Genomic DNA, 23,194 nt, shown 5'->3' with positions numbered 1-23,194 from the left:
CCGCATGCTCATCCGCCGAGCCACGAGCCGCTATCGATGGGACGGCCGCCCCACCACCCGACGCCTCAAGTGATCCATTTGCCGGTCGGTCTAAGGCACAGCAAAGCGCCGGCCGAAGCGGCCGGCGCTGAGGTGGTGCGGGGAGGAGGGCTGGGACGGCCCTCCTCCCGTTCAAGCGTCAGGCGTCGGACTTACCAGCTCGCGCCCGAGTCGGTGGCCGAACCGGTCACGCCCTCGTCGGTCGCCAGGGCGAAGGCACTGAAGTGCTCCACGCTGTTCGGGGTGACGAACGAGCCGGTGGCGGCGATGCCGGCAGCGTCCTCGTCGGCGATGAAGTCGACCTGGAGGAAGTGCGCCTCGGGGCTGTTGCCCTTGCCTTCGTCCATGTCCTCGTGGGCGGACGCCAGGCCGGCGCAGCCGAGCAGAACAGGGGCGGCGAGGCCGAGGGCAGCAACAGTGCGAGTGAGAGCACGCATCAGAGAACAGTCCTTCCGAATACGGAAATTGATTGGGAAGCAGTGGGCTTCCCTGACTCCAAAGGGACACCACCCCGGCCACGGCGGCCAGTCGGCACGAGCCCGATTGCTCCCCATGGCCGAGCGGCCCGATCAGTGGGTTTGTCCGGCCCGTCCGCCCCCTCTGCGGCCCGCTGGAGGGTGCCCCGGACGCACCGGCACCTCGCCCTCAAGGACATACCCGGCAAGGGAGTTGACGGTCTTCGCCGTTCGGTCCGGAAGGGGAAATCGGTTGGCGCGAAGGCATGCCTAGGATACCTTGGCTTAAAACTAGGGATCCTAGGGAATGGTGGGACGTCATGCGGGCACTGACCGACGCGGAAATCCGGGCGTCGTTCGTCAACTGCACCAAGGGCGAGGCGAATCGGGCCTGGCTGCCGCGCGGGCTCGGGGAGCTGGACTGGGCAGGGCTGGACTTTTTGGGATGGCGGGAGGCAAGGGCACCCGAGCGGGGGTACTTGGTCGCCGAGTTCGGGGGGCGAACCGTCGGGGTGGCCCTGCGATTGGCCCAGCGACCGGGCGCCGGGCGCGGTGGAGCGATGTGTTCGATCTGCCTGACGGCGCATCCGGCCTCGGGGGTGGCCCTGATGACAGCGCGCCGGGCGGGTCGGGGCTCGGCCGAGGAGTACGCGTACGCCTCGGCGGGCGAGTACTTCTGCAGCGACCTGGCGTGCCCGCTGTACGTGCGGGGGCGCAAACGGGTGGCGGCGGGCGGGGCGCGGATGACGGAGAGCCTGGACACACAGGCGCGGGTGGCCCGGATGCGGGCGAACCTGGCCGGGTTCCTCGGGAGGGTCGTCCGATGACGGCGCATCCGGGGACGACGCGTACGGGGACGGCGCATCCGGGGACGGCGCATCCGGGGACGGCCCATTCGGGGACGGTGCATCCGGGGACGGCTCCGGTGGACCGGGAGGCGCTCGGCGGGCCGGTGGTGCGGGCGGCGCTGGTGCTGGCGGCGGGGGCCTTCGTCGCACTGCTGGACACCACGGTGGTGGGGGTGGCGCTGGAGTCCTTCGCCCGGCGGTTCGACGCGGGCCTGGCGCAGGTGCAGTGGGTGGCGACGGCGTACCTGCTGGCGATGTCGGCGGTGATTCCGGCGACGGGCTGGGCGGCGCGGCGGTTCGGGGCGGTGGCGTGCTGGACGGCCTCGCTGGCGGTGTTCCTGCTGGGGTCGGCGCTGAGCGGGCTGGCCTGGTCGCTGGGGTCGCTGGTGGCGTTCCGGGTGGTGCAGGGGCTGGGCGCGGGGATGCTGTTCCCGCTGATGCGGATCCTGGTGGTGCAGGTGGCCGGCCCGCAGCGGATGGGGCGGACGATGGCGCTGATCGCCGTCCCGATTCTGCTGGCGCCCGTCGCGGGTCCGGTGGTGGGCGGGGCGCTCGTCCAGGGGCACTCGTGGCGGTGGATGTTCCTGCTGAACGTGCCGGTGTGCCTGGTGGTGGCGGTGCTGTCGCCACTGCTGATGCGCAACCAACGCGACAGCGATCCGGGCGAGTTGGACCTGGCGGGCCTGGTGACGGTGAGCGGCGGGCTGACGGCGGCCGTCCTCGGGTGCGTCCGGCTGGGCGGGGGCCGGGCGGCGGGCGACCCGGGCGTGCTGGTGCCGCTGCTGGTGGCGGCGGCGCTGCTGGCGACACACGGGGTGCTGGCGCGGCGTCGGCGGCGCCGGGCGCTGCTGGACTTCGGGCTGTTCCGGGACCGCGCGTTCGCCGCGTCGACCAGCGTCTCGCTGCTGAACAGTTTCGGCCTGTACGGGGCGGTGGTGCTGGTGCCGCTGTTCTTCCAACAGGCCGGTGGCCGTGGACCGTTGACGGCAGGCCTGGCCATGACGGCACAGGGGGCGGGCGCGGGCGTGGCGGTGCTGCTGGTCGGACGGGTGATCGACGCCCGAAGCAATCCGCGGGCCCTGGTGCTGACCGGGCTGGCACTGGTGGCCGCGGGCCTGGCGGTGTTCGCCCGGGCCGGCAGCGCGGAACCGGGCCCGCTGCTGCTCGGCGCGCTGTTCGCGCAGGGGGTGGGCCTGGCGCTGGCGGCCTCGCCGGTGATGGTGACGCTGTACCACTCGCTGCCGCCGGCCTCGGTGCCCGCCGCGACCACCGCGAACGCGGTCGCTCAGCAGCTCGGCGCGGCGGTGGGCACCGCGGTGGTCGCGCTGGTCCTGGAGCACGGCGACGCGGGGACGGTCGGGGCGTTCCGCGTGGCGTTCGCGGTGGCGCTGGGGTTCGTGGTGCTGACGGCGGTTCCGGCCGCGTTCCTGCCGGCGAAGCGACGGGCCTGAGCCGGGGCCGGTATCCCGGCAGCCCGCGCAGGCCGGTCGCCGCGAACGCGGTCGCGCAGCAGCTCGGCGCGGTGGTGGGCACCGCAGGGGCGCTGGGGTTCGTGGTGCTGACGGCGGCTTTTCCGGCCGCGTTTCTGACGGCGGAGCGGCGGGCTCAGGTGCGGGGCCAGTTCTCCAGCAGTTGGTGCAGGCCGGCGACGATGCGCTTCCAGGAGCCGTCGATGCCGCGCGGGTGGTGGAAGCCGCCGTTGGCCTCGATGGCGATGAAGCCGTGGAGGGTGGAGCGCAGCAGCCGGACGGCGTCGGTCAGGTCGGGTTCGTCCAGCCGGTAGTGACGCATCACCGCGTAGGTCAGTTCGACCGACCGGGCGAGGGCGTCGGTGTCGGCGAAGTCGGCCGGGTCCAGGCGCAGTTGGGTGGCGGCCCAGCGGCCGGGGTGCTGCTGGGCGTAGCTGCGCTGGGCGTCGGCGAAGGCGGCCAGGGCCTCGGCGCCGGAGCGGCCGGCGACGGCGGTCGCGAGGCGGTCGTTGATCTCCTCGGTGGCGAGCAGGGCGACCCGGGTGCGGATCTCCTGGAGGCTCTTGACGTGCGAGTAGAGGCTGGCGTCCTTGACGCCGAAGCCGCGGGCGAGGGCGGAGGCGGTGACCTTGTCGATGCCGACCTGGTCCGCGAGTTCGGCGGCGGCGCGGGTGATCCGCTCGACCGTGAGTCCAGCGTGCGCGCCCATGTGTCCCGTCCCGAACCTTGACCTGCCGAAAGCCTGCGTCAGTGTATCCGGGCGGATTCGGGCGCTTCGGGGTGCGACGTTTCGGGGCGATGGGACGTCTTGTAGAGGGGAGCCCAAGGAGCCCGGAATAAAGATCATCTGATTCTCCATCAGATGATAATGTCCCGGACAAAACGGGGGCGTGGGTGACGCACGTGCCCCGGCCGATCCGCACTCTGGAGCCACCCGTGTCCGCACGCCCGTACCGCCGCAGCCTGCCGCTCGCGGCCGCGGTCCTCGCCGCTTCCCTGCTCGCCGTCTCGGCACAGGCCGACGACCCGGCGCCGGCCGATGCCACGCTGACCGCCGACCTGAACACCCTGCTCGCCGACCCCCGGCTGGCGAGCGCGCAGGCCGGCGTCGTGGTGCAGGACGCCGGCACCGGCGAGGTGCTGTACTCGCGGCAGCCGCAGGCGCTGTTCACCCCGGCGTCCACCCTGAAGACCGTGACCTCGACGGCGGCGCTCGACCTGCTGGGCGCGGACTACCGGTTCACCACCGAGGTCCGCAGCACCGGCAACACCTACGGCGACACGCTGGCCGGTGACCTGGTGCTGCGCGGCGGCGGCGACCCCAGCCTGCTGGTGCAGGACCTCGACGACCTGGCCGCGAAGGTCGCGGCGTCCGGCGTCACCACTGTCACCGGCCGGGTGCTGGCGGACGGCAGCCGCTACGACTCGACGCCGCTCGGGCCGGGCTGGGCCTGGGACGACGAGCCGTACTCGTACAGCCCGCAGATATCCGGGCTGACCGTCGCCAACGACGCCGAGTACATGATGGACACCGTGCAGGTCACCGTCACTCCGGGCGCGGCGGGCGAGAACGCCAAGGTGACGCTGAACCCGGCCGAGGCGCCGATGAAGTTCACCGGCACGGTCGCCACCGGCGCGACGGGCAGCGGCTCCAGCGTCGGCGTGCAGCGGCGCCGGGGCAGCAACGAGCTGGCGCTGTCCGGCAGCATCCCGACCGGCGCCGCGCCGGTGACCTCCTGGGTGACGGTCGAGGACCCCACCACGTACGCCGGGAAGGTGTTCGCCGGCGCGCTGGCCAAGCACGGCGTGATGGTGCTGCGCGGGGTGCAGACCGCGAGCGGCTCGGAGACCTCGCAGCCGCTGGCCTCGCACGACTCGAAGACCCTCGCCGAGCTGGTCGTCCCGATGCTGAAGATCAGCAACAACGGCATCGCCGAGCACCTGACCAAGGAGATCGGCAAGGTCAAGGGCGGCCGCGGCGACTGGGCGACCGGCATCAACCAGGTCAACGCCTTCCTGAAGGCGAACGGCGTGAGCGGCCCGACCACCCGGCAGGTGGACGGCTCCGGCCTGTCCCGCTACGACCTGATCACGCCCGCGAAGATGGCGGACCTGCTGAAGGTCGCCCGCACCAAGCCGTGGTTCGACGCCTGGTACAACGCGCTGCCGGTGGCGGGCAACCCGGAGCGGATGGTCGGCGGCACGCTGGCCGCCCGGATGCGCGGCACCAAGGCCGAGAACAACGTGCACGCCAAGAGCGGTTCGATGGGCGGCGTGGACAACCTGGTCGGCTTCGCGACCGCGCCCGACGGCCGCAAGCTGTCGTTCGTCGTGCTGGTCAACAACTTCGCGGGCACCAGCCCGCGCCCGGTGGTCGACGCGATCGCCGTCCGGCTCGCCACCGGCCCGGCCGCCACGGCCCAGTTGAAGTCCAACTCGCTGGTCGCGCCCGGCGGTTCCGGTGACAACTACACCGGCACCCGCTGGGAGGACTGCGAGACCCTCGCGCACTGCTGACGCTTCGTCATCACGGGCCCCGTCGCACCTGCGGCGGGGCCCGTGGCTGTTCTCGACGCGAGGTCGCGATCACGTGCGAGCGATTGCCCTGCGCCGCGATCTCACGGTCGGGCGCGTTCCCCTTCGCGCAGGTCGCCGCGCCCCCAGTTGTCCGCCTTGTCCGGTGGCAGCAGGACCGCCAGGCCGTCCGCCAGGCGGTTGAGGCCGAATTCGAAGCGGGTTTCCATGTCGGGGTCGGTGAGGTCGTCGGCGAGGGCGACCAGGTTGGGGAAGGTCTCGGCGGGGAGGGTGCGGAAGGCGTCGCCCGCCGCGCGGGCGACTTCGCCGCGGCTCGCGCCGGCGGCTTCGGCGGCGGACAGCGGGGACTGTTCCTGGAGCACGAAGCCCTGGACGTACGCGGATTGCAGGTAGGAGGCCATCGCGGCGTCGGCGTCGCTGAAGCCGGCGCTGCGCAGGCGGTCGAGCTGGTCCTCCAGGATGGCGAGGATGTGCGGGCCCGGGGTGAGGCGGCCGGAGACAACCTTGGCGGCGTCCCGCTTGGCCAGCAGCAGGGCGCGGTAGGCGCGTCCGTACTCCAGGAACTGGTCGCGCCAACTGCCTTGCCGGGGCGGGAGTTCCGCGTCGGCCACCAGGGCGTCGGTGAGCAGGTCGAGCAGTTCTTCCTTGCTGCGGACGTGCCAGTACAGCGAGGCGGCCTTGACGCCGACCTCGGCGGCGACCTTGCGCATGGACAGGCCGGCCAGGCCGTCGCGTTCGAGGACGCGCAGTGCGGCCGCGGCCAGGCCCTGGCGGGTGAGGGCGGGCGCGGGGGCGTCCGGCGCGGGGGTGGGCTCGGCCATGGCGGTTCCTTGAGGTGTCCGGGGCGCTGATCGCGCTTGCAATCTAACACCGTTAGGGCCATCCTGAGTGCGCATCAGCAGCCCCTAACACCGTTAGGGGCTGTCTCGGCACACCCGGAGGGGATCGTTTCGGTGGAAGCCTCGATCGGCGCGCGCGGCGCCCGGCACAAGTGGCAGGCGCTCGCCACGCTCTGCGTCACGATGTTCATGGCGATGCTGGACAACGTCATCGTCAATATCGCCCTGCCCCGGATCGGCCGGGACCTGGACGCGGGCATCAGCGGACTGCAGTGGGTCGCCGAGGGCTACAGCCTGGTGTACGCGGCGCTGCTGCTCACCGGCGGCACGCTCGGCGACCGGTTCGGCCGGACCCGGGTGTTCCGGCTCGGGCTGGCACTGTTCACGGTCGGGTCGGCGGCCGCCGCGCTGGCCGGCGACATCGGGGTGCTGGTCGCCGCCCGGATGCTGCAGGGCGTGGGCGCGGCCCTGCTGACGCCGGGCAGCCTGGCGATCCTGGGCCAGGTGTTCACCGACGAGAAGGAGCGGGCCCGCGCCATCGGCCTGTGGTCGGGGGTTTCGGCGCTGGGCCTGTCGATCGGTCCGGTGATCGGCGGTCCGATGGTGGACGCGTTCGGCTGGGCCAGCGTGTTCTGGATCAACGTCCCGGTCGGGCTGCTCGCCCTGGTGCTCGCGTTCCGGGTGCTGCCGGCGATCGCGCCGCGCGAGCGCCGGATCGACCTCACCGGGCTCGCGCTGTCCGCGGCCGGTCTCGGCGCGCTGGTCTACGGCCTGATCGAGGGCCCGGGCCGGGGCTGGACCGACCCCGTCGTGCTGGGCTGCGGGGCGGCCGCGGTGGCGCTGCTCACGGTCTTCGTGCTGGTCGAACTGCGGGCGGCGGAGCCGATGCTGGAGCTGCGGCTGTTCCGCGACCGGGTGCTCGCCGGGGCGCAGCTGAGCGGCCTGATGGTCAGTTTCGGGATGTTCGGCGCGTTGTTCTTCCTGCCGCTGATGCTCCAGGGCGTGATGCGCTGGTCCCCCACCGACGCCGGGTACGCCGGCCTGCCGATGACGGCCGTGATCATGCTGGCCGCGCCGTTCTCGGGCCGGCTGACCGCCCGTCACGGGACGCGCCTGCCGCTGGTGCTGGGCATCTCGCTGTGCGCGGTCGGCCTCGGCGGGCTGTCGCTGTACGACGGGCACGCGCACTACTGGTCGTACGTGTGGACGCTGGTGGTGCTCGGCTTCGGCATGGGTCTGACGTTCACGCCGGTGTCGATCGCGGTGCTCCAGCGGGTCGCCCCGGCGCAGACCGGCATGGCCTCGGCCACCATCAACACGCTGCGCGAACTCGGCGGGGTGCTCGGCATCGCGGTCCTCGGCGCCGTCCTCACCAACCGGCTGACCGGCGCGTTGAGCGACTCGTTCCAGCGGCTCGGGCTGCCCGCCGACGGCGTCTCGCACGCGGTCTCCGCGCTCACCGGCCACGGCACCGGTCCTGAAGCGGCGCCCACCCCGGCGCCCGTGCAGGCCGCCGTGGACTCCGCCTTCGTCGATGCCCTGCACCTCGCCCTGCGCTGCGGCTCCGCGGCGCTCGCCGCCACCGCCGTCCTGGTCGCCGTCCTGCTGCACCGCACCGCCGCCCCGCAGCCCGCCCCGGCGCCCGAGTTGGCGGAGGTCGCCTGAGCGGCCACGGCCGGTGGCGCCGAGGTCGACGGCCTACGATCCACCCGTTCCGGTAAAGGGTCGTCAAAGTCTGGGCCAAGAGGGTGACGGACAACACGCGGTGGATCGCGCGGAGATGTGGTGAACGGCGCTGGGTTCGGTGACCGGATTTCGCTAGCATGACCGGCTCAAGCGGTCGGACCGACACCGGTGTTGGGGGATGGCGTGCGCGACGTGGGCCCAGGCGGGAGCGGCGGCGGGTTCCAGGTGGACCCGGACGTGCTGGAGGGAGCGGGGCAGACCGCGACGGTCGACGCCGAGCGGATGCCGGGCGAGACCTCCCGGGTGCTCGGCCCCTCGGACAGCGCGGCGGACGGACTGCGTGGCTGGCTGACGGGCAGCGAGCTCAACGCCTGCACCACGGAATGGAAGAGCATGCTGGACAAGCTGTCCGCGGAGATGGACCAGCAGGGCGGGAACCTCCGGCAGACCGCGGCGAACTACCGCAACGCCGAGCAGGCCGCGAACAGCGCCGTCACCTCGGCCGCCGGGCGGTGAGCATGGACGTCCCCACGCTCCGCGACGCGGACCCGCAGCGGCTGTTCGGCGCCGCCGACGCGTACGCCACTCTCGCCGGCGCGATCGGCGACAGCACCGAACTGTGGCGGTCCGGGGTGGACGGCCGGGTACGGGACTCCGGGTGGACCGGCGGCGCCGCCGACAACGCCCGGCAGTCACTCGCCCGGACCACCCGCAAACTGACCGCCGCGCACCAGGAGTTGACCCTGATCGCGCCCGTCCTGCGGGAGGGCGCGGAAGCGTTCGTACTGGCCCAGGCGGACCTGCGCCGGGCACTGGACGAGGCGCGGGCCGGCGGCTTCCAGGTCTCCGACGACGGCGGGATCTCCTGGCCGCCGCCGAGCCCCGGCGAGCGGCACGACCCGGACGCGCCGGACCGCACCCGGCAGGGCACCGACCTGCGCGACCGGATCGGCGAGGCGCTGTCGAAGGCCGCGCACGCCGACCAGGTGACGGCGCAGCGGCTGCGCCAGTACACCACCGACGCCCGTACCGGCGCCGGCCTCGACGCGTTCGGCGCCGCGATGCGGCTGAACAGCACGGCGCTGAGCACGCTCGCCGGTGAGGACCTGGTCCTGGCGGGCATGCCGGGCCAGAACGCCTCGCCGACCGAGGTGAACTCCTGGTGGAAGTCGCTGCCCGCGGACGAGCAGCAGCGGCTGATCAAGGAGCACCCGGCCGAGATCGGCAACCGCGACGGCATACCCACCCCGGCCCGCGACCAGGCCAACCGGATCAATCTCGACCGGATGGTGAACGACCTGTCGTCCCGGCAGAACCTGTCGGACTGGGACAAGAAGAAGCTGGAAGGCTTCCGCTCGATCCAGAGCCGCCTGCGGGACGACCAGGGCAAGCAGCCGCCCGCCTACCTGATGGTGATCGGCGACCAGGGCCAGGGCCGGGCCGCGATCGCCTACGGCAACCCGGACACCGCGGACGACGTGGTGGCGTACGTGCCCGGCCTGAACACCGAGGTCAAGAACATGGGCGCCGGTGACGCCAACCGGGCCCGCGACCTGTGGCAGTCCGCGCACGACATCGACCCGTCCCGCAAGACCGCCTCGATCGCCTGGCTGGGCTACGACGCCCCGCAGGCCAAGGGGATCAGCCCGGACGCGCTGGCGGTGGCCGGCGACGAGCGGGCCAAACAGGGCGGCGAGGCCTACCAGAGCTTCCTGCAGGGCCTGCGCGCCTCGCACGAGGGCCAGCCGGCGCACCTGACCGCGCTCGGCCACAGCTACGGCTCGTTCACGGTCGGGCAGGCGGCGCAGCGGCCCGGCGGCATCCCGGCGGACGACATCATCCTGGTGGGCTCCCCCGGCACCGGCGCGCAGAAGGCCTCCCAGCTGGGCGTGGACGGCTCGCACGTGTGGGTGGGCGCGGCCGAGCACGACCCGGTCTCGCACCTGCCGAGCCACGCCGAGGCGAAGGGCATCGGGATCGGCGCGGGCATCGGCGGCCTGCTCGGCGGCCCGCCGGGCGCGCTGCTCGGCGGCTTCATCGGTGACAAGATCGCAGGGCACGACGATCCGCACGAACTGTGGTTCGGGCAGGACCCGGCGAGCTCCGAGTTCGGCGCACACCGCTTCGACGTGGCGGACGGCCCGCTGGGCTTCCAGTCGCACTCGGACTACTGGAACCAGGGCGACGGCCGGGACGGCCACTCGCTGCGCAACATGGGCATGATCGTCTCCGGTCACGGCGACCGGGTGATCGGACAGGACCGGCGATGAACGACTTCGCGGCACCCCACCCGTCGGCCGCGCTGCTGGCCGCGAAGGCGGCGGTGGACGAGCTGCTGGACTCCGCCCCGGCGGCGCTGAACCCGCCCGCCGACTGGGCGGACGGCCCGTACGTGGCGGTGGAGCACGAGCACCCGTACACCCGGGAGCCCGACGGCACCGCGCACCTGGAGAAGCGGCGCTACCTGATGACCCGGCTGGCCGCGAACCGCTACCCCGAGCTGCTCGCCCAGCTGGGCCGGGCCTGGCAGGCCCGGGGCTGGCGGGTGGAGGGCGAGAACGATCCGGTGCTGCCCCTGCTGCGGGCCGAATCACCGCTCGGGACGGTCGAGTTGAGGATCGGCATACCGGGGAACGCGACCCTGCTGGCGCGGGTGCAGGGCGTGCCGCCGAGCGGCACCTCGTACCCGTTCGGCGGCGACAGCACCGTCCCGCTGGGGCCGGACGGCGTGATGGACACCATGCCGCGCCGGCACGACCCGTTCTGGTCGGTGTGACCTCCGATGGGTGAGCGGACGGGACTACGGGTGGCGGGCGCCCTCGCGGCGCTGCTGCTGGGTCCGCTGCTGGCGGGCTGCGGCTCGGACGGTGCGGCGGCGGGCGCCTCCGCCCCGGCCGCGGACCTGGCCCGGGGCCGGATCCAGGAGCTGGTGGACGGCACCACCTCGGCGCTGACCCCCGCGGTGCGGTTCGCCGACGACGCCTACCGCTCGGTGCCGCACGAGAACGCCCGCCGGGACAACGACGGCACCGCGCAGCTGACGCTCCGCCGGTACGTGCTGACCAAGGTCGCGGAGGCCAACCGGCCGCGGCTGCTGGAGCAGGTCCGGGCGTACTGGACCGGCCGTGGCTGGACGGTCACCGAGAACACGGCCTCCGAGGCGGGCGCGCGCACCCCGGACGGGACGGGCGTGACCGTCAGCATCGGCGTACCCGGCAACGTGACGGTGACGGCCACCGCGCGGGTGCGCGACCCGGGCGCCACCGAGCCGTTCGGCCCGGCCCCCAGCCCCCTGCCCACCGGCGCCGACGGCGGCCCGGACACCCTGCCCCGCTTCGAGGACCCGGGGTGGTCCTAGGGTCCCTCCCGCCGGGACGCCGTCACGGACGAACCGGGCCGGACCGGTGCTGATCGGACGTCAGGGTGTGTGACCTGCGCGGAAATTGTCGGGGGGGCTCTAGGGCGACCTGTGTGTCTCTGGCTATAGTCGCCCGTGATCTAGCCGGAACGGCGGCCGGCCGAGGGGTTTTCCCCGGCATTGGCATGCCGCCTTTTGGCATGCCGCCATGCCGTCCGGTGCCCCGGAGCCGTCGCGTGTTCCGCCGTTGACCTCGGGGAGAGACGACGACCATGGCACACACGACCGGGCGGGGGCGCACCGCGCTCGTCGCCGTCATCGGTGGGACGCTGCTGCTGGGCGGCTGCGGCACCGTAGGCTCCCAGGAGAAGAAGCCGGACCTGCACGCGATGCTGCCGGAGTCCGTGCGCAAGGCCGGGGTGCTGACGGTGGGCGCCTCGTTCACCGCGGCGCCGGTGGTGTACCGCAACGACCGCAACGAGCCGGAGGGGCTGGACCCGCACCTGGCGCAGAAGCTGGGCGAACTGCTCGGCGTCCGGGTCGAGTTCCAGGACGCCGGGCAGTTCGGCAACGTCCTGCCGGGCCTGATGAAGCACCAGTACGACATCGCGATGTCGGGAATCACCGACACCCGCGAGCGCGAGGAAGGCCTGGACAAGGACGGCAAGCAGACCGGCGCGGGCGTGGACTTCGTCGACTACTTCATGGCGGGCATCGGCATCGCCGTCAAGAAGGGCACCACGCAGAACATCAGCGACATCGACCACCTGTGCGGACACACCGTGGTGGTCAAGAAGGGCACCACCCACTACGACCTGGTGCAGCGGCAGGCGAAGGTGTGCGAGCACGACGCCAAGCAGCTGAAGGTGGTGGAGACCGACACCGACACCGCCGCGCTGGACAAGCTGAAGGGCTCGGCGGACGCCTTCGTCACCGACTACCCGAAGGTCCAGTACGTGGCGCAGACCGTGGACAACGGCAACGCCTTCCAGATCGGCAGCCCGCAGATCCAGCCCCGGCCGTTCGGCATCGCGGTGCGCAAGGAGGACTCGGTGCTGCGCGACGTGCTGATGCGGGCGATGAACCGGCTGATCACCGAGGGCACCTACGACCAGGTGCTGGCCGAGCACGACCTGGCGGTCGGGGCGATCCAGAACTCGGTGGTCAACGGCTCGTCCTGAGCGGGTCCTTCAGGCGCCCGGGGCGGCTCGGGCCGCGCGGGCAGGCGCGGGCAGGCGCGGGCAGGCGCGGGACGACTCGGGCCGCGCGGGCAGGCGCGGGCCGCGCGGGGCGGCTCAGGCCGCGCGCAGGGCCAGCACCGCGACGTCGTCGGTGAGGGTGCCGGCGTGGCGGCGGACGTCCTGCTCCAGGAAGGCGACCAGGGTGTCCGGGTCGGTGCTGGGCAGGGTGCCGAGCCGGGTGGCCAGCGGGTAGAACTCGCCGTCGCCGTCCCGGGCCTCGGTGACGCCGTCGGTGTGCAGCAGCAGGCTGTGCCCGGGCGGCAGCGGCACGGTGGTGGGCTCGGCGGCCGGGCCGAGGGCGAGGTGGCCGAGGCCGAGCGGGAGGTCCTCGGCGCAGCGGACGGCGGCGACCGTGCCGGGGGCGACCATCAGCGGGGCGAGGTGGCCGCGGTTGACCAGGTCGAGCCGGCCGGTGAGCGGGTCGTGCTGGAGCAGCACGGCGGTGACGAACAGTTCGCCGTCACCGCGCTGCTCGGCCGCCCGCCGCACCTGGCGGTCGAGTTGGGCGGCGAGCTCGCCGAGGTCGGCGGTCTCGTGGGCGGCGATCCGGAACGCGCCGACCACGTCGGCGACGGTGCGCACCGCCTCCAGGCCCTTGCCGCGCACGTCGCCCAGCAGGATCCGGGTGCCGTGCCGGGTCTCGCACACGTCGTACAGGTCGCCGCCGATGCCGAAGTCGGCCTCCGCGGGCCGGTACAGCCCGGCGGCCCGCAGGCCCCCGACCCGGGCGGGCACCGGGTGCAGCACGGTGTGCTGGAGGGTGTCGGCGACGGCCCGCATCCGGACCAGGGCGCGGGTCTGGCGGCGGCGCTGGGTCGCCAGCCCGGCGCCCATCATCCCGGCCAGCACGGTGCCCAGGTACGTCCACAGGTGGTGCTGTTCGTACAGGTGGCCGGAGCGCAGCGCGAGCAACGCCTGCAGGCCGACGGTGACGGCGGTCGCGCCGGCCACCACGGCGGGCCCGGCGCTGAACGCGGCGACCACGGGCAGCACCGTCAGCAGGAAGCCCGCGGCGACGGAGCTGGGGACGGACTCCTCCAGCACCAGATCGGCGACCAGCAGCAGGATCGGCAGGGCGCGCGCCCAGGTCGGGGTGCGCAGCGCCTCGGCCATCGCGGCCTCCCAGCGCGCGGTGGCCTCCCGGCCGTGCTGCTGGTCGCGCTGGGGACCGGGCAGGCGCTCGGCGTCCTCGCCGGGGGCGACACGGACGGACGTTGCGGTGGGCGCGGGCATGCTGACCTCCTCAGGCGGGCGCCCGGGTGGGTGCGTCTCCCCTCCATCGTCCCGTGCCATCCGTCGGGGCCACCCCTTGCCAAGGTCCCGACGGATTGGGCCCTTCGGCCCGATTCGATCATATTTCAGCCATTTGGGTGAGCTGCGTCACCGCCGGCGGTGCCTCGGTGTCAGCCGAGAGTGACGGGCCCGAGAGTGACGGGCCCGAGGGTGACGGGCCCGAGGGTGACGGCCAGGGTGCCGACGGCGCCTCAGTGTCAGCCGAGGGTGACGGGCAGGGTGCGGTAGCCGCGCAGCACCAGCCGGTCGCGGTGGACGGCGGGCCCGGCGGGGGCCAGTGCGGGGAAGCGGCGCAGCAGGGCGGGCAGCGCGGTGGTGGCTTCCAGCCGGGCGAGCTGGGCGCCGAGGCAGTAGTGCGGGCCGCCGCCGAAGCTGAGCGGCCGGCCGTCGGTGCGGGACGGGTCGAAGCGGTTGGGGTCGGGGAAGCGTCGCGGGTCGCGGTTGGCGGCGCCGACCAGCAGCAGGGTGCCGGTGTACCGCGGGACGGGCTTGCCGCCGACGGTGAGGCCGTCGGTGAGCGCGATCCGGGAGGTGAGCTGGACGGGCGAGTCGAACCGCAGCACCTCGTCCACCAGGGCGGCCGGATCGAGCGTGCCCTCGCGCAGCTGTGCGGCGGTGTCGGGGTGCTCGAACAGCAGGGCGAGGGCGTTGCCGAGCAGGTTGCCCGTGGTCTCGAAGCCGGCCACCAGCAGCAGCACCAGGTTGGCCAGCAGTTCGGTGTCGGACAGCCGCTGCTGGTCGGCGTCGGCGGTCGCGACCAGGGCGCTGACCAGGTCGTCCTTCGGGTCGGCGCGTCGGAGGGCGGCCAGCTCGGCGAAGTACTGGGAGAGTTCACCGGCGGCGCGGTCGGCGGCGGCCAGTTCCTCGTCCCCGACCAGGAACTCCATGGTGGCGGTGAGGTCGGAGGCCAGCGGGCGGAACAGGTGCCGGTCCCGGTCGGGGACGCCGAGCAGTTCGCAGATCACGCCGATCGGCAGCCGGAACGCGAAGGCGTCCAGGAAGTCCACCGGGCCGTCGCCGTGCTCGCTTCGTGCGGCGAGTTCGTCCAGCAGTTGCTCGACCGCGGCGGTGACGGCGGGTGCCAGGGCGGAGACCCGGCGCGGGGTGAACACCGAGGAGATCAGCGAGCGCATCCGGGGGTGGTCGGGCGCGTTGCGCTCCAGGATCGAATCGCCCAGCAGGTTCTTGCCCGGGTGGTCGGGGAAGTCGGGCTCGAACTGGGCGGCCAGCTCCGGTTCGATGACGCCGAAGGCCGGGTTGCGGAAGATCTCGTCGGCCTCCTGGTGGCCGGTGACCAGCACCATGTACTCGTCGCTCTGCACCGTCGGCCCGAACGCGCGCAGTTGCTCGTACAGCGGGTACGGGTCGCGGCAACCCTTCGGGCCCATCAGCTCGTTGACGATCGCAGCGACGTCCATGCAACTCCCCCAGAAGCAGTCGTATTTACTGTCCGGTTCGGGAACGGCCGGGCGGCGCACCCGGGTTCCCGTCGCCGGGCCGGGCGGTCGGTAGGCTGGCCGGTCATGGAGATCTGGATCAACCCGCGGTGCAGCAAGTGCCGCACCGCCCTGGGCGAACTCGACGCGGCGGGCGCCGAGTACACGGTGCGCCGCTACCTGGAGGAGCCGCCGACGGTCGCCGAACTGACCGAGGTGCTGGGCCGCCTCGGCCTGGAGCCGTGGGACGTGGCCCGGCTGGACGAGCCGATCGGCAAGGAGCTCGGCCTGCGGTCCTGGGGCCGCGAGGACGCCGACCGGGCGCGCTGGGTCGAGGCGATGGCCGCCCATCCGGCACTGATCCAGCGGCCGATCATCACCGCCGACGACGGCTACACGGTGATCGGGCGCACCGAGGAGGCGCTGAAGGACGTGCTCTCGCACTGACTCGCGCACTGACTCGCGCTGCCACGCCGGGTGCCGGGCGGTGACAGCCCGCTGACAGCGTGCTGCCAGTGGGCCCCGGCAGGCTGGGTGGGCCATCTCCGATCCGACGGGAGCCCACCGTGTCCGACCTGCCGATCCGCCGACTGACCGTGACCGCCGTCCACCGCCCCACCCCGCGCACCGTCCGGGCCGGTTTCGCGCTGCCGCCCGGCGAGTTCGCCCTGGTCGGGCCCGACCAGCAGGTCAAGCTGTACTTCCCGCGCCCCGGCCAGGACGCCCCCGAACTGCCCGCGGCCACCCCCGGGCAGGACCTGATGGACTGGTACCGGGCCTGCCACGCCGTCCCGGAGCACCGCCGCCCGTGGATGCGGTCCTTCACGATCCGCGCCCACGACGCCGAACTGCACACCGTGGACATCGACTTTGTGCTGCACGGCGACGGCCCGGCCGCCGACTGGGCGGCCCGCGCCCGGCCCGGGCAGGTGCTCGCCATGTTCGGCCCCTCCCCCGAGTTCGCCCGCCCGTTCCCGCTGGACGGCGGCCGCCCGCTGCTGTTCGCCTGCGACGAGTCGGCGCTGCCCGCGCTCGCCACCCTGGTGGAGGCCCTGCCGGCCGGCGCCCGGGCGCACGCCTGGATCGAGACCGCCGGGCCCGACGAGCAGCAACCCCTGTGCGGCTTCGGCGAGTTGACCGCCCACTGGGTCCACCGCGGCGAGGCCGCACCCGGCGAACGGCTGCTGGCCGCCGTCCGCGCCGCCGAACTCCCCACCGACCTGGAACACGCCTGGCTGGCCGGCGAGGCCGGCGCTGTCCGCGCCCTGCGCCGCCACTTGCTGACGGAACGTCATCTGGACCGCTCGAACGTCCACTTCACCGGCTACTGGCGCCACCGCCTCACCCAGGACGACGCGCCCACCGCCGAAGACCTCGCCGACGCCCGGGAGTTGCTGGCACAGTACGGGAGCTGACCGGCCACGCAATAACCGCGCGACCGCGCTGCCGGGCGCCTGTTACCGTCCGCCGGTGATCACCAGCCTGTTCCAGCCGCCGCTGCTCACCCGCCTGCTCGCCGCCGAACGGATCCTGATCGCCGGCGCGGGCGGCGGCCACGACGTGTACGCGGGGCTGCCGCTCGCCCTCGCGCTGCGCGCCGCCGGGCGCGACGTCCACCTGGCGAACCTGGCGTTCACCCACCACTACGGCCTGGACGCCACCGCGTGGGAGGGCCCGCACCTGGCCCGGATCACCCCCGACACCCGCTCCGCCGAACCCAAGTTCCCCGAACGCGCCCTGGCCCGCTGGCTGCGCGACCACCAACAGCCGGACATCGTCTGGGCGTTCGCCTCCACCGGGGTCAAGCCGCTGCGCGCCGCCTACCGGGCGCTGGTGCGCCGGCTCGGCATCGACGCGATCCTGCTGGTCGACGGCGGCACCGACATCCTGCTGCGCGGCGACGAGGCCGGACTCGGCACCCCCGAGGAGGACATGGCCTCCCTCGCCGCCGTCGCCGGCCTGCGCTCCGTCCCCACCCGCCTGGTCGCCTGCCTCGGCTTCGGCATCGACGCCCACCACGGCGTCAGCCACGCGCTGGTGCTGGAGAACCTGGCCGCCCTGCAACGCGACGGCGGCTACCTCGGCGCGTTCTCCCTCCCCGCCGACGCCCCCGAAGCCACCCTGTACCTGGACGCCGTCGCCCGGGCCCGGTCCGCCGCCCCCGACCGTCCCAGCATCGTGCAGGGCAGCGTGGCGGCCGCCCTGCGCGGCGAGTCCGGGGACGTCGGACTCGCCGAACGGGTGCCCGGCAGCGAGCCGTTCGTCAACCCGCTGATGACGCTGTACTTCGGCGTCACCGTCGAGGCCCTGGCCGCCCGCAACCTCTACCTCGACCGCTTGGAGGGCACCACCGGGACCCGCCAGATCGCCTCCGTCATCGCCGATTTCCGCGAGGACCTCCCCCGCCTGCGCCCCGCCCGCGCGTACCCGCACTGACCGACGGCCGGCGGACTGGCCCTGGTACCGTCCGCCCGGTGACCATCAGTGTGTTTCAGCCGCCGTTGCTCACCCGCCTGCTGGCCGCCGAGCGGATCCTGATCGCCGGTGCGGGTGGCGGCTTCGACATCTACGCCGGGCTGCCGCTCGCCCTCGCGTTGCGGGCCGCCGGGCGCGAGGTGCATCTGGCGAACTTCTCGTTCAGCAATCTGTACGGCCTCGGCCTGGACGTCTGGCACGCCCCCGAGCTGGCCCGGATCACCCCCGAGGTGCGCAGCGCGGACGCCTACTTCCCCGAACGCTCGCTGGCCCGCTGGCTGCGCGCGCACCAACAGCCGGACACCGTCTGGGCGTTCCCGTCCACCGGCGTGCAGCCGCTGCGGGCCGCGTACCGGGCGCTGGTCGAGCACCTCGGCATCGACGCGATCCTGCTGGTCGACGGCGGCACCGACATCCTGCTGCGCGGCGACGAGGCCGGACTCGGCACCCCCGAGGAGGACATGGCCTCCCTCGCCGCCGTCGCCGGGCTCACCGAGGTGCCGACCCGGCTGGTGGCCTGCCTCGGGTTCGGGATCGACGCGTACCACGGCGTCAACCACAGCCTGGTGCTGGAGAACCTGGCCGCGCTGCAGCGCGACGGCGGTCATCTCGGCGCGTTCTCGCTGCCCGCCGACGCGCCCGAGGCCGCGCTGTACCTGGACGCGGTGGCGCACGCCCGGCAGGAGTGCCCCGAGCATCCGAGCATCGTCCACGGCTCGATCGCGGCCGCGCTGCGCGGCGAGTTCGGCGACGTCCGGTTCACCGAACGCACCGGCAACAGCGCGCTGTTCATCAACCCGCTGATGACGCTGTACTTCGGTGTGACGGTGGAGGCGCTGGCCGCCCGCCACCTCTACCTCGACCGGCTGGAGCACACCGTCCTGATGCGCCAGGTCGCCACCGCCATCGCCGACTTCCAGGACGCTCTCCCCCGCCGGCGCCCGCCCCGCGTCTACCCGCACTGACCGGCCGGGCGGTCAGCCCTTGCGGGCGGCGGCGGCGATCTTCGCGGTGGTGTGGAAGAACCGCGAAGTCGCCTGCCCCTGGTAGGACTTGGGGAAGGCGGTGGCCGGATTGCCGGTCATCCGCCCGCCGCGCAGGTGCATCACCACGAACGCCGTGCCCTCGTTCGCTCCGATCATCTCCCAGTCGCCCTTCGGCGAGGCCACCGGCAGACCCAGCTCGGGTGGCAGCGGCTCGGAGAGGAACAGCACGCACAGGCGGTCGTTCTCGGTGGCCTCCACCCCCGCGAACGGGTCCAGCGCGACCACGGCCTCCACCTCCTCGACCGTTCGCAGCATCACCGGCACCGGGTACCCCAGGCCCTCCGCGAGGCCCGCCTCGATCCGCGCCGTCAGCGCCGCCCGGTCGGTCTCCGCGCTGCGGAAGAACACGTTGCCGCTCTGGATGTACGTCCGCACGCCCTCAAGTCCGAGGCCCGCGAACAACTCCCGCAACCGGTCCATCTTCACGGTGCGGCCGCCGACGTTGATCGCCCGCAGGAAGGCGATGTAGGTCTCCATGCGCGCGAGTGTAGGCCGGGCCGCCGACAATCGGCGGTTCCGCCCGTGCCGCGGCCTACACTCGCGCGCATGACGACCTGGCAGGACTTCGAGCAGCAGGCTCCCGACCTCGCCCCGCGCATCCGCGCCCGCTTCGAGGCGCACCGGCACCATGTGCTCGCCACGCTGGAGCGGGACGGCTCGCCCCGGGTGAGCGGCATCGAGGTGGACTTCATCGGCGCCGACCTGTTCCTCGGTTCGATGGCGGGCGCGGTCAAGGCGCTCGACCTGCGCCGCGACCCGCGCTGCGCCCTGCACTCGAACCCGGGGCCGGACACCAGCATGACCGGCGGCGACGCGAAACTCGCCCTGTCCGCCGTCGAGTTGACCGATCCGGTGGACATCGCCGCCTACCTCGCGGGCCTGCCCGAGCCGCCGCCCGGCCCGTTCCACGCGTTCCGGTTGGAGCTGCGGCGGGCCACCCTGACCGAGGTGGTGGACGACCGGCTGGTGATCAGCACCTGGCGGCCGGGCGAGGACGTCAAGGTGATCGAACGCCGGTAGCGGCCCCTGGTTCGAGGGCGGGGCCGTCAGCCGTTCGGCAGGATCACCGCACGCCCGTTGATCTTCCCGGCGTGCAGGCGCTCGTAGGCGAGCGGCGCCTCGTCGATGCCGTACGTCTCGACGTGCACGTCGATCGCCCCGGCGCGGGCCAGGTCGAGGACCTCGATCAGCTCGGAGCGGCTGCCCCAGTACGGGGAACGGACGCAGGCGTCGTAGGGCAGGGCGCCGAAGCCGACGGCCAGCGTGCCGCCGCCGAGGCCGACGATGCTGACGTCGCCCTCGACGGCGACCAGCTGACCGGCCAGGGCGGCGGTGGGCGGGGCGCCGACGAAGTCGAACACGACCTGCGCGCCGAGCCCGGCGGTCAGTTCGCGGACCTTCGCGGCGGCGGCGCCGTCCGAGAGCACCACCTCGTGCGCCCCGACCGCGCGGGCCAGTTCGAGCTTCTCCTCGGAGACGTCCAGGGCGATCACCCGGGCCGCGGTGGTCGCGCGCAGCAGTTGGACGGCGACGTGGCCGAGGCCGCCGGTGCCGATCACCACCGCCGTGGAGCCGGGGACGAGCTTCGGCAGCGAGCTCTTGATCGCGTGGTAGGGCGTCAGCCCGGCGTCGGTGAGCGGCACGGCCCGCACCGGGTCGAGGTCGCCGAGCGGGACCAGGTGCCGCGGGTCGTCGACCACCAGGTACTCGGCCATCGCGCCGGGCGCGCCCAGCCCGGGCGGCATGATGCCCAGCTCGCGCGCCCGCAGACAGTAGTTCTCCTTGCCCTCGGCGCACTTGGCGCAGCTGCCGCAGCCCCACGGGCCGTACACGGCGACCGACTCGCCCTCGGTGAAGCCGGTGACGCCGGCGCCGAGCGCGGCGATCGTGCCGACGCCCTCGTGGCCGAGGGTGAGCGGCAACGGGAACGGCAGCCGCTCGGCGGGCCAGCTCATCACGGCCATGTCGGAGTGGCACACCCCGGCGGCGGTGACCTTCAGCAGGACCTGCCCGGGGCCGGGTTCGGGGTCGGGAACGGTGACCACCTCGGGGTGGCTGCCGGCGGTGCGGTACTGGACTGCCTTCATGGCTCGAAACCCTCTCTGTTGCGTGAACCTTGGCGAACTGCCGCGCGGAACTGCTGCGCGACCTGTGGCGAGCCCGCTCGACGGACGGTCAGCGGGCGGAGTAGCCGCCGTCGACCAGGTGGTAGCTGCCGGTGACGAAGGACGCCCGGTCGGAGAGCAGGAACGCGGTCAGTTCGGCGACCTCCTCGGCCCGGCCGAGCCGCCCGGCGGGGTGCAGCGCGACCAGCGCCGCGCGCGCGGCCGGCTCGGCGTCCTTGAGCAGCGGGGTGTCGATGAAGCCGGGGCCGACCGCGTTGACCCGGATGCCCTGCGAGGCGTACTCCAGCGCGGTGGTCTTGGTCAGGCCGACCACGCCGTGCTTGGCGGCGACGTACGCGGGCGAGCCGGCGAAGCCGTTGGTGCCCAGGATCGAGGACATGTTGACGATCGCGCCGCCGCCCGCGGCGAGGATCTCCGGCAGCTCGTAATGCATCGAGTAGAAGACGCTGTCCAGGTTGGTGGCGAGCACCCGCCGCCAGTCCTGCGGGTCGTACGCGGCGGTGGGGGCGACGGCGCCGCCGATGCCGGCGTTGTTGACGGCCAGCGAGAGCGGGCCGAGGCCCTGCACGGTGGTGCGGACGGCGGCCTCGACGGAGGCGGGGTCGGTGACGTCGACGTGCACGGCGAGGGCCTCGGCGCCGATCGCTTCGAGGGCGGCGACGGCCTCCCGGGCGGCGTCCAGGCGGAAGTCGGCGACGGCGACCTTCGCGCCGCGTCCGGCGAGCAGGGTGGCGACGGCCAGGCCGATGCCGGAGGCGGCACCGGTGACGAGGGCGGTGCGGCCGGTGAACTCCTGGGTGGTCATGGGCGATCGGTCCTTTCGTGCGCCGCCCGGGGGCGGGCGCGGGTGGTGCCGGTGTGCCGACGGGTGGTCAGCGCGGGGGTTCGGCCGCGGCCAGGTCGAAGGCGCGGTCGATCAGGGCGGGCAGGTCGCCCGCCGGGTCGCGCACCCAGGTGCGGGTGGCGGCGTGCAGGGCGGCGACGCCGAGGCCGACGGCGACGGCGGGCCGCAGGTCGGTCTCGGGGTGCAGGCCGAGCCGGGCGGCGACCAGCCGGATCGACTGCTCCTCCTCGGCGACGGCGATCCGCCGGTAGGCGGCGGTCAGCGCGGGCTCCTCGTCGATCAGCACGAACAGGGCCCGCATGCCCGGGCGGCGGTGCCAGGCCGGGTGGTCGCCGTCGTCCAGCCAGGCGGTGACGGCGGCGCGGTAGGCGGCGACCGGGGCCTCGGCGGCGGGCCGGGCGGCGAGCTGCGCGTTGATCCGGGTGAAGTCGGTGCGCAGCGAGTCGAGGACGGCGTCCTCGCGGGAGGGGAAGTAGCGGCTGAAGGTGCGCCGGGAGACGTCGGCGGCGTCGGTGACGTGTTCGACGGCGAGGGCGGCCAGGCCGTGCTCCAGGGTCAGGCGCAGCGCGGCGTCGGCCATCGCCTCGCGGGTGCGGCGGGACTTGCTCTCGCGCCGCCCGGGCGGGACCGACGGCTGCCGCTGGTCGGTGCTCATGTGATCACCGTACTACCGAAAATGTCCCGGCGGGACATGAGTCCCGCCGGGACATCCGGGCCCGGGTCGTGCTGCTCACGTCCCGGACGGATCCGGGACGGTCTCAGTGACCGGAGGGCCCCCAGAGGCGGTCGGTGCAGCGGGCGTAGGTGTCGCGCCAGTGCGGCCAGTGGCGGACGACCTCGTCGTCGCAGTCGGCCAGCAGGCGGTCGATCTGTATCGGGTCGACGCCTTCGAGCAGCCAGACCAGGGCGTCGGACGCGGCCGGGCCCTCGGCGAGGCGCAGCAGGTCGAGCAGTTCGGGCAGGGTGCCGATCCGGGAGCCGGGCTGGAAGACGTCGGCCATCCGGGGCAGCAGCTGGCGCTCCTCGATCCGCAGGTGGGTCTCCACCCGGGCGGCGAGCTCCTCGACCGCGTAGGAGACCGGCCAGGAGCTGGCGGGGTCGCGGGTGGCGATGCCGACCAGGGTGGTGGTGCGGGTGAAGCACTGGTCGAGGTTGTGGTGGTCGGACTCCAACCAGTTGAGCAGCAGCCGCAGTTCGGGCGAGAAGCGGCGCAGCAGCGGCCACAGCCGGGTGTCCTGCTGCTCGTGGTGGCAGGTCACCATGGCGGTGACGAAGTCCCAGTGCCGCTTGAGCGCGAGCGCGCTCTCGTGGTCGTCGGGCTGGAGCAGTCGCAGGGCCTGCGGGATCCGGGCGAGGTCGCGGCGGACGGCGGCGTGCACCAGGCGCAGTCCGGCGAACGGGAGGAGTTCGGCCACCGGCGCGGCAGGGAGCTCCTCGCGCGGGGCGGGCATGGTCGTCGAACCGACGGGCAGCAGGTGGCGGGACATGGCGCTCTCTTCACGAC

Annotated in this window: 24 protein-coding genes; 14 read left to right on the top strand and 10 right to left on the bottom strand. The window is 73.6% G+C overall.

Annotation, left to right across the window (positions count from 1 at the left end; genetic code table 11):
- Positions 1-191: 191 nt before the first annotated feature.
- Positions 192-476 carry a hypothetical protein gene (locus ACZ6R9_RS21965; RefSeq protein WP_380481255.1) on the bottom strand — a complete coding sequence of 95 codons (285 nt, stop codon included), beginning with the start codon at positions 474-476 and terminating at the stop codon, positions 192-194.
- Between the two features lie 338 nt (positions 477-814).
- On the opposite strand from ACZ6R9_RS21965, the gene ACZ6R9_RS21960 reads away from it, so the two are divergent.
- Both ACZ6R9_RS21960 and ACZ6R9_RS21955 read left to right on the top strand, forming a co-directional pair.
- Entirely contained in the window at positions 815-1,321 is a 507-nt protein-coding gene (locus ACZ6R9_RS21960; RefSeq protein WP_380481258.1) for an FBP domain-containing protein, read from the top strand.
- Positions 1,322-1,419: 98 nt separating this feature from the next.
- Positions 1,420-2,793 carry a DHA2 family efflux MFS transporter permease subunit gene (locus tag ACZ6R9_RS21955; protein ID WP_465539753.1) on the top strand — a complete coding sequence of 458 codons (1,374 nt, stop codon included), beginning with the start codon at positions 1,420-1,422 and terminating at the stop codon, positions 2,791-2,793.
- A 154-nt stretch (positions 2,794-2,947) separates the two neighbouring features.
- Here the strand turns inward: ACZ6R9_RS21955 and ACZ6R9_RS21950 are convergent, their stop codons facing one another.
- Positions 2,948-3,520 (bottom strand): TetR/AcrR family transcriptional regulator, encoded by a 573-nt coding sequence (locus tag ACZ6R9_RS21950; RefSeq protein WP_465539752.1) that lies wholly within the window; start codon positions 3,518-3,520, stop codon positions 2,948-2,950.
- A 227-nt stretch (positions 3,521-3,747) separates the two neighbouring features.
- Between ACZ6R9_RS21950 and dacB the strand changes: the two genes are divergently transcribed.
- Positions 3,748-5,328 (top strand): D-alanyl-D-alanine carboxypeptidase/D-alanyl-D-alanine endopeptidase, encoded by a 1,581-nt coding sequence (dacB, locus tag ACZ6R9_RS21945; RefSeq protein WP_380481265.1) that lies wholly within the window; start codon positions 3,748-3,750, stop codon positions 5,326-5,328.
- A gap of 101 nt (positions 5,329-5,429) precedes the next feature.
- On the opposite strand, the gene ACZ6R9_RS21940 is transcribed toward dacB, so the two are convergent.
- The gene (locus ACZ6R9_RS21940) at positions 5,430-6,167 is read right to left on the bottom strand and encodes a TetR/AcrR family transcriptional regulator (RefSeq protein ID WP_465539750.1); all 738 of its coding nucleotides are present in this window, start codon (positions 6,165-6,167) and stop codon (positions 5,430-5,432) included.
- Positions 6,168-6,299: 132 nt separating this feature from the next.
- Between ACZ6R9_RS21940 and ACZ6R9_RS21935 the strand changes: the two genes are divergently transcribed.
- From ACZ6R9_RS21935 to ACZ6R9_RS21910, 6 genes are all read left to right on the top strand, one after another.
- Positions 6,300-7,850: an MFS transporter gene (locus ACZ6R9_RS21935; protein WP_380481271.1), complete on the top strand. Its 1,551-nt coding sequence runs from the start codon at positions 6,300-6,302 to the stop codon at positions 7,848-7,850.
- Between the two features lie 204 nt (positions 7,851-8,054).
- On the top strand, positions 8,055-8,387 hold the full coding sequence (locus ACZ6R9_RS21930; RefSeq protein ID WP_380481273.1) for a WXG100 family type VII secretion target: 333 nt from the start codon (positions 8,055-8,057) through the stop codon (positions 8,385-8,387).
- Between the two features lie 2 nt (positions 8,388-8,389).
- Positions 8,390-10,141: an alpha/beta hydrolase gene (locus tag ACZ6R9_RS21925; RefSeq protein WP_465539747.1), complete on the top strand. Its 1,752-nt coding sequence runs from the start codon at positions 8,390-8,392 to the stop codon at positions 10,139-10,141.
- Complete coding sequence (locus ACZ6R9_RS21920) at positions 10,138-10,647, top strand: hypothetical protein (protein ID WP_380481279.1); 510 nt, start codon at positions 10,138-10,140, stop codon at positions 10,645-10,647. Before ACZ6R9_RS21925 ends, ACZ6R9_RS21920 begins: the two co-directional genes overlap by 4 nt.
- Before the next feature lie 6 nt (positions 10,648-10,653).
- Positions 10,654-11,229, top strand: a complete 576-nt coding sequence (locus tag ACZ6R9_RS21915) for a hypothetical protein (RefSeq protein ID WP_465539745.1) — start codon at positions 10,654-10,656, stop codon at positions 11,227-11,229.
- A gap of 272 nt (positions 11,230-11,501) precedes the next feature.
- Positions 11,502-12,410 (top strand): transporter substrate-binding domain-containing protein, encoded by a 909-nt coding sequence (locus tag ACZ6R9_RS21910; RefSeq protein WP_465539743.1) that lies wholly within the window; start codon positions 11,502-11,504, stop codon positions 12,408-12,410.
- Between the two features lie 114 nt (positions 12,411-12,524).
- Here the strand turns inward: ACZ6R9_RS21910 and ACZ6R9_RS21905 are convergent, their stop codons facing one another.
- Complete coding sequence (locus ACZ6R9_RS21905; RefSeq protein WP_380481287.1) at positions 12,525-13,703, bottom strand: PP2C family protein-serine/threonine phosphatase; 1,179 nt, start codon at positions 13,701-13,703, stop codon at positions 12,525-12,527.
- Positions 13,704-13,960: 257 nt separating this feature from the next.
- On the bottom strand, positions 13,961-15,181 hold the full coding sequence (locus tag ACZ6R9_RS21900; protein WP_380481290.1) for a cytochrome P450: 1,221 nt from the start codon (positions 15,179-15,181) through the stop codon (positions 13,961-13,963).
- 105 nt (positions 15,182-15,286) lie between these two features.
- On the opposite strand from ACZ6R9_RS21900, the gene ACZ6R9_RS21895 reads away from it, so the two are divergent.
- From ACZ6R9_RS21895 to ACZ6R9_RS21880, 4 genes are all read left to right on the top strand, one after another.
- Complete coding sequence (locus tag ACZ6R9_RS21895; RefSeq protein ID WP_380481292.1) at positions 15,287-15,646, top strand: arsenate reductase family protein; 360 nt, start codon at positions 15,287-15,289, stop codon at positions 15,644-15,646.
- Positions 15,647-15,765: 119 nt separating this feature from the next.
- On the top strand, positions 15,766-16,614 hold the full coding sequence (locus tag ACZ6R9_RS21890) for a siderophore-interacting protein (RefSeq protein WP_465539740.1): 849 nt from the start codon (positions 15,766-15,768) through the stop codon (positions 16,612-16,614).
- A 58-nt stretch (positions 16,615-16,672) separates the two neighbouring features.
- Entirely contained in the window at positions 16,673-17,635 is a 963-nt protein-coding gene (locus ACZ6R9_RS21885; protein ID WP_465539770.1) for a DUF1152 domain-containing protein, read from the top strand.
- Between the two features lie 38 nt (positions 17,636-17,673).
- The gene (locus ACZ6R9_RS21880; protein WP_380481298.1) at positions 17,674-18,639 is read left to right on the top strand and encodes a DUF1152 domain-containing protein; all 966 of its coding nucleotides are present in this window, start codon (positions 17,674-17,676) and stop codon (positions 18,637-18,639) included.
- Positions 18,640-18,651: 12 nt separating this feature from the next.
- On the opposite strand, the gene ACZ6R9_RS21875 is transcribed toward ACZ6R9_RS21880, so the two are convergent.
- A complete protein-coding gene (locus ACZ6R9_RS21875) occupies positions 18,652-19,197 on the bottom strand; it encodes a DUF1697 domain-containing protein (RefSeq protein WP_465539738.1) in 546 nt (181 codons plus the stop codon).
- Positions 19,198-19,266: 69 nt separating this feature from the next.
- Between ACZ6R9_RS21875 and ACZ6R9_RS21870 the strand changes: the two genes are divergently transcribed.
- Positions 19,267-19,740: a pyridoxamine 5'-phosphate oxidase family protein gene (locus tag ACZ6R9_RS21870; RefSeq protein WP_465539736.1), complete on the top strand. Its 474-nt coding sequence runs from the start codon at positions 19,267-19,269 to the stop codon at positions 19,738-19,740.
- A gap of 26 nt (positions 19,741-19,766) precedes the next feature.
- Here the strand turns inward: ACZ6R9_RS21870 and ACZ6R9_RS21865 are convergent, their stop codons facing one another.
- The 4 genes from ACZ6R9_RS21865 to ACZ6R9_RS21850 form a co-directional block, all read right to left on the bottom strand.
- Positions 19,767-20,807, bottom strand: coding sequence for an NAD(P)-dependent alcohol dehydrogenase (locus ACZ6R9_RS21865; RefSeq protein ID WP_465539735.1), 1,041 nt, complete (start codon positions 20,805-20,807; stop codon positions 19,767-19,769).
- 88 nt (positions 20,808-20,895) lie between these two features.
- A complete protein-coding gene (locus ACZ6R9_RS21860; protein WP_380481309.1) occupies positions 20,896-21,651 on the bottom strand; it encodes an SDR family NAD(P)-dependent oxidoreductase in 756 nt (251 codons plus the stop codon).
- A gap of 67 nt (positions 21,652-21,718) precedes the next feature.
- The gene (locus ACZ6R9_RS21855) at positions 21,719-22,345 is read right to left on the bottom strand and encodes an acyl-CoA-like ligand-binding transcription factor (RefSeq protein WP_465539732.1); all 627 of its coding nucleotides are present in this window, start codon (positions 22,343-22,345) and stop codon (positions 21,719-21,721) included.
- A 103-nt stretch (positions 22,346-22,448) separates the two neighbouring features.
- Entirely contained in the window at positions 22,449-23,177 is a 729-nt protein-coding gene (locus ACZ6R9_RS21850; RefSeq protein ID WP_380481314.1) for a hemerythrin domain-containing protein, read from the bottom strand.
- Positions 23,178-23,194 lie beyond the last annotated feature (17 nt).

The organism is Kitasatospora sp. NPDC048662, assembly GCF_055587065.1.
The sequence above is the reverse complement of the archived record's forward strand: the minus strand, read 5'-3'. Positions and strand labels throughout refer to the sequence as shown.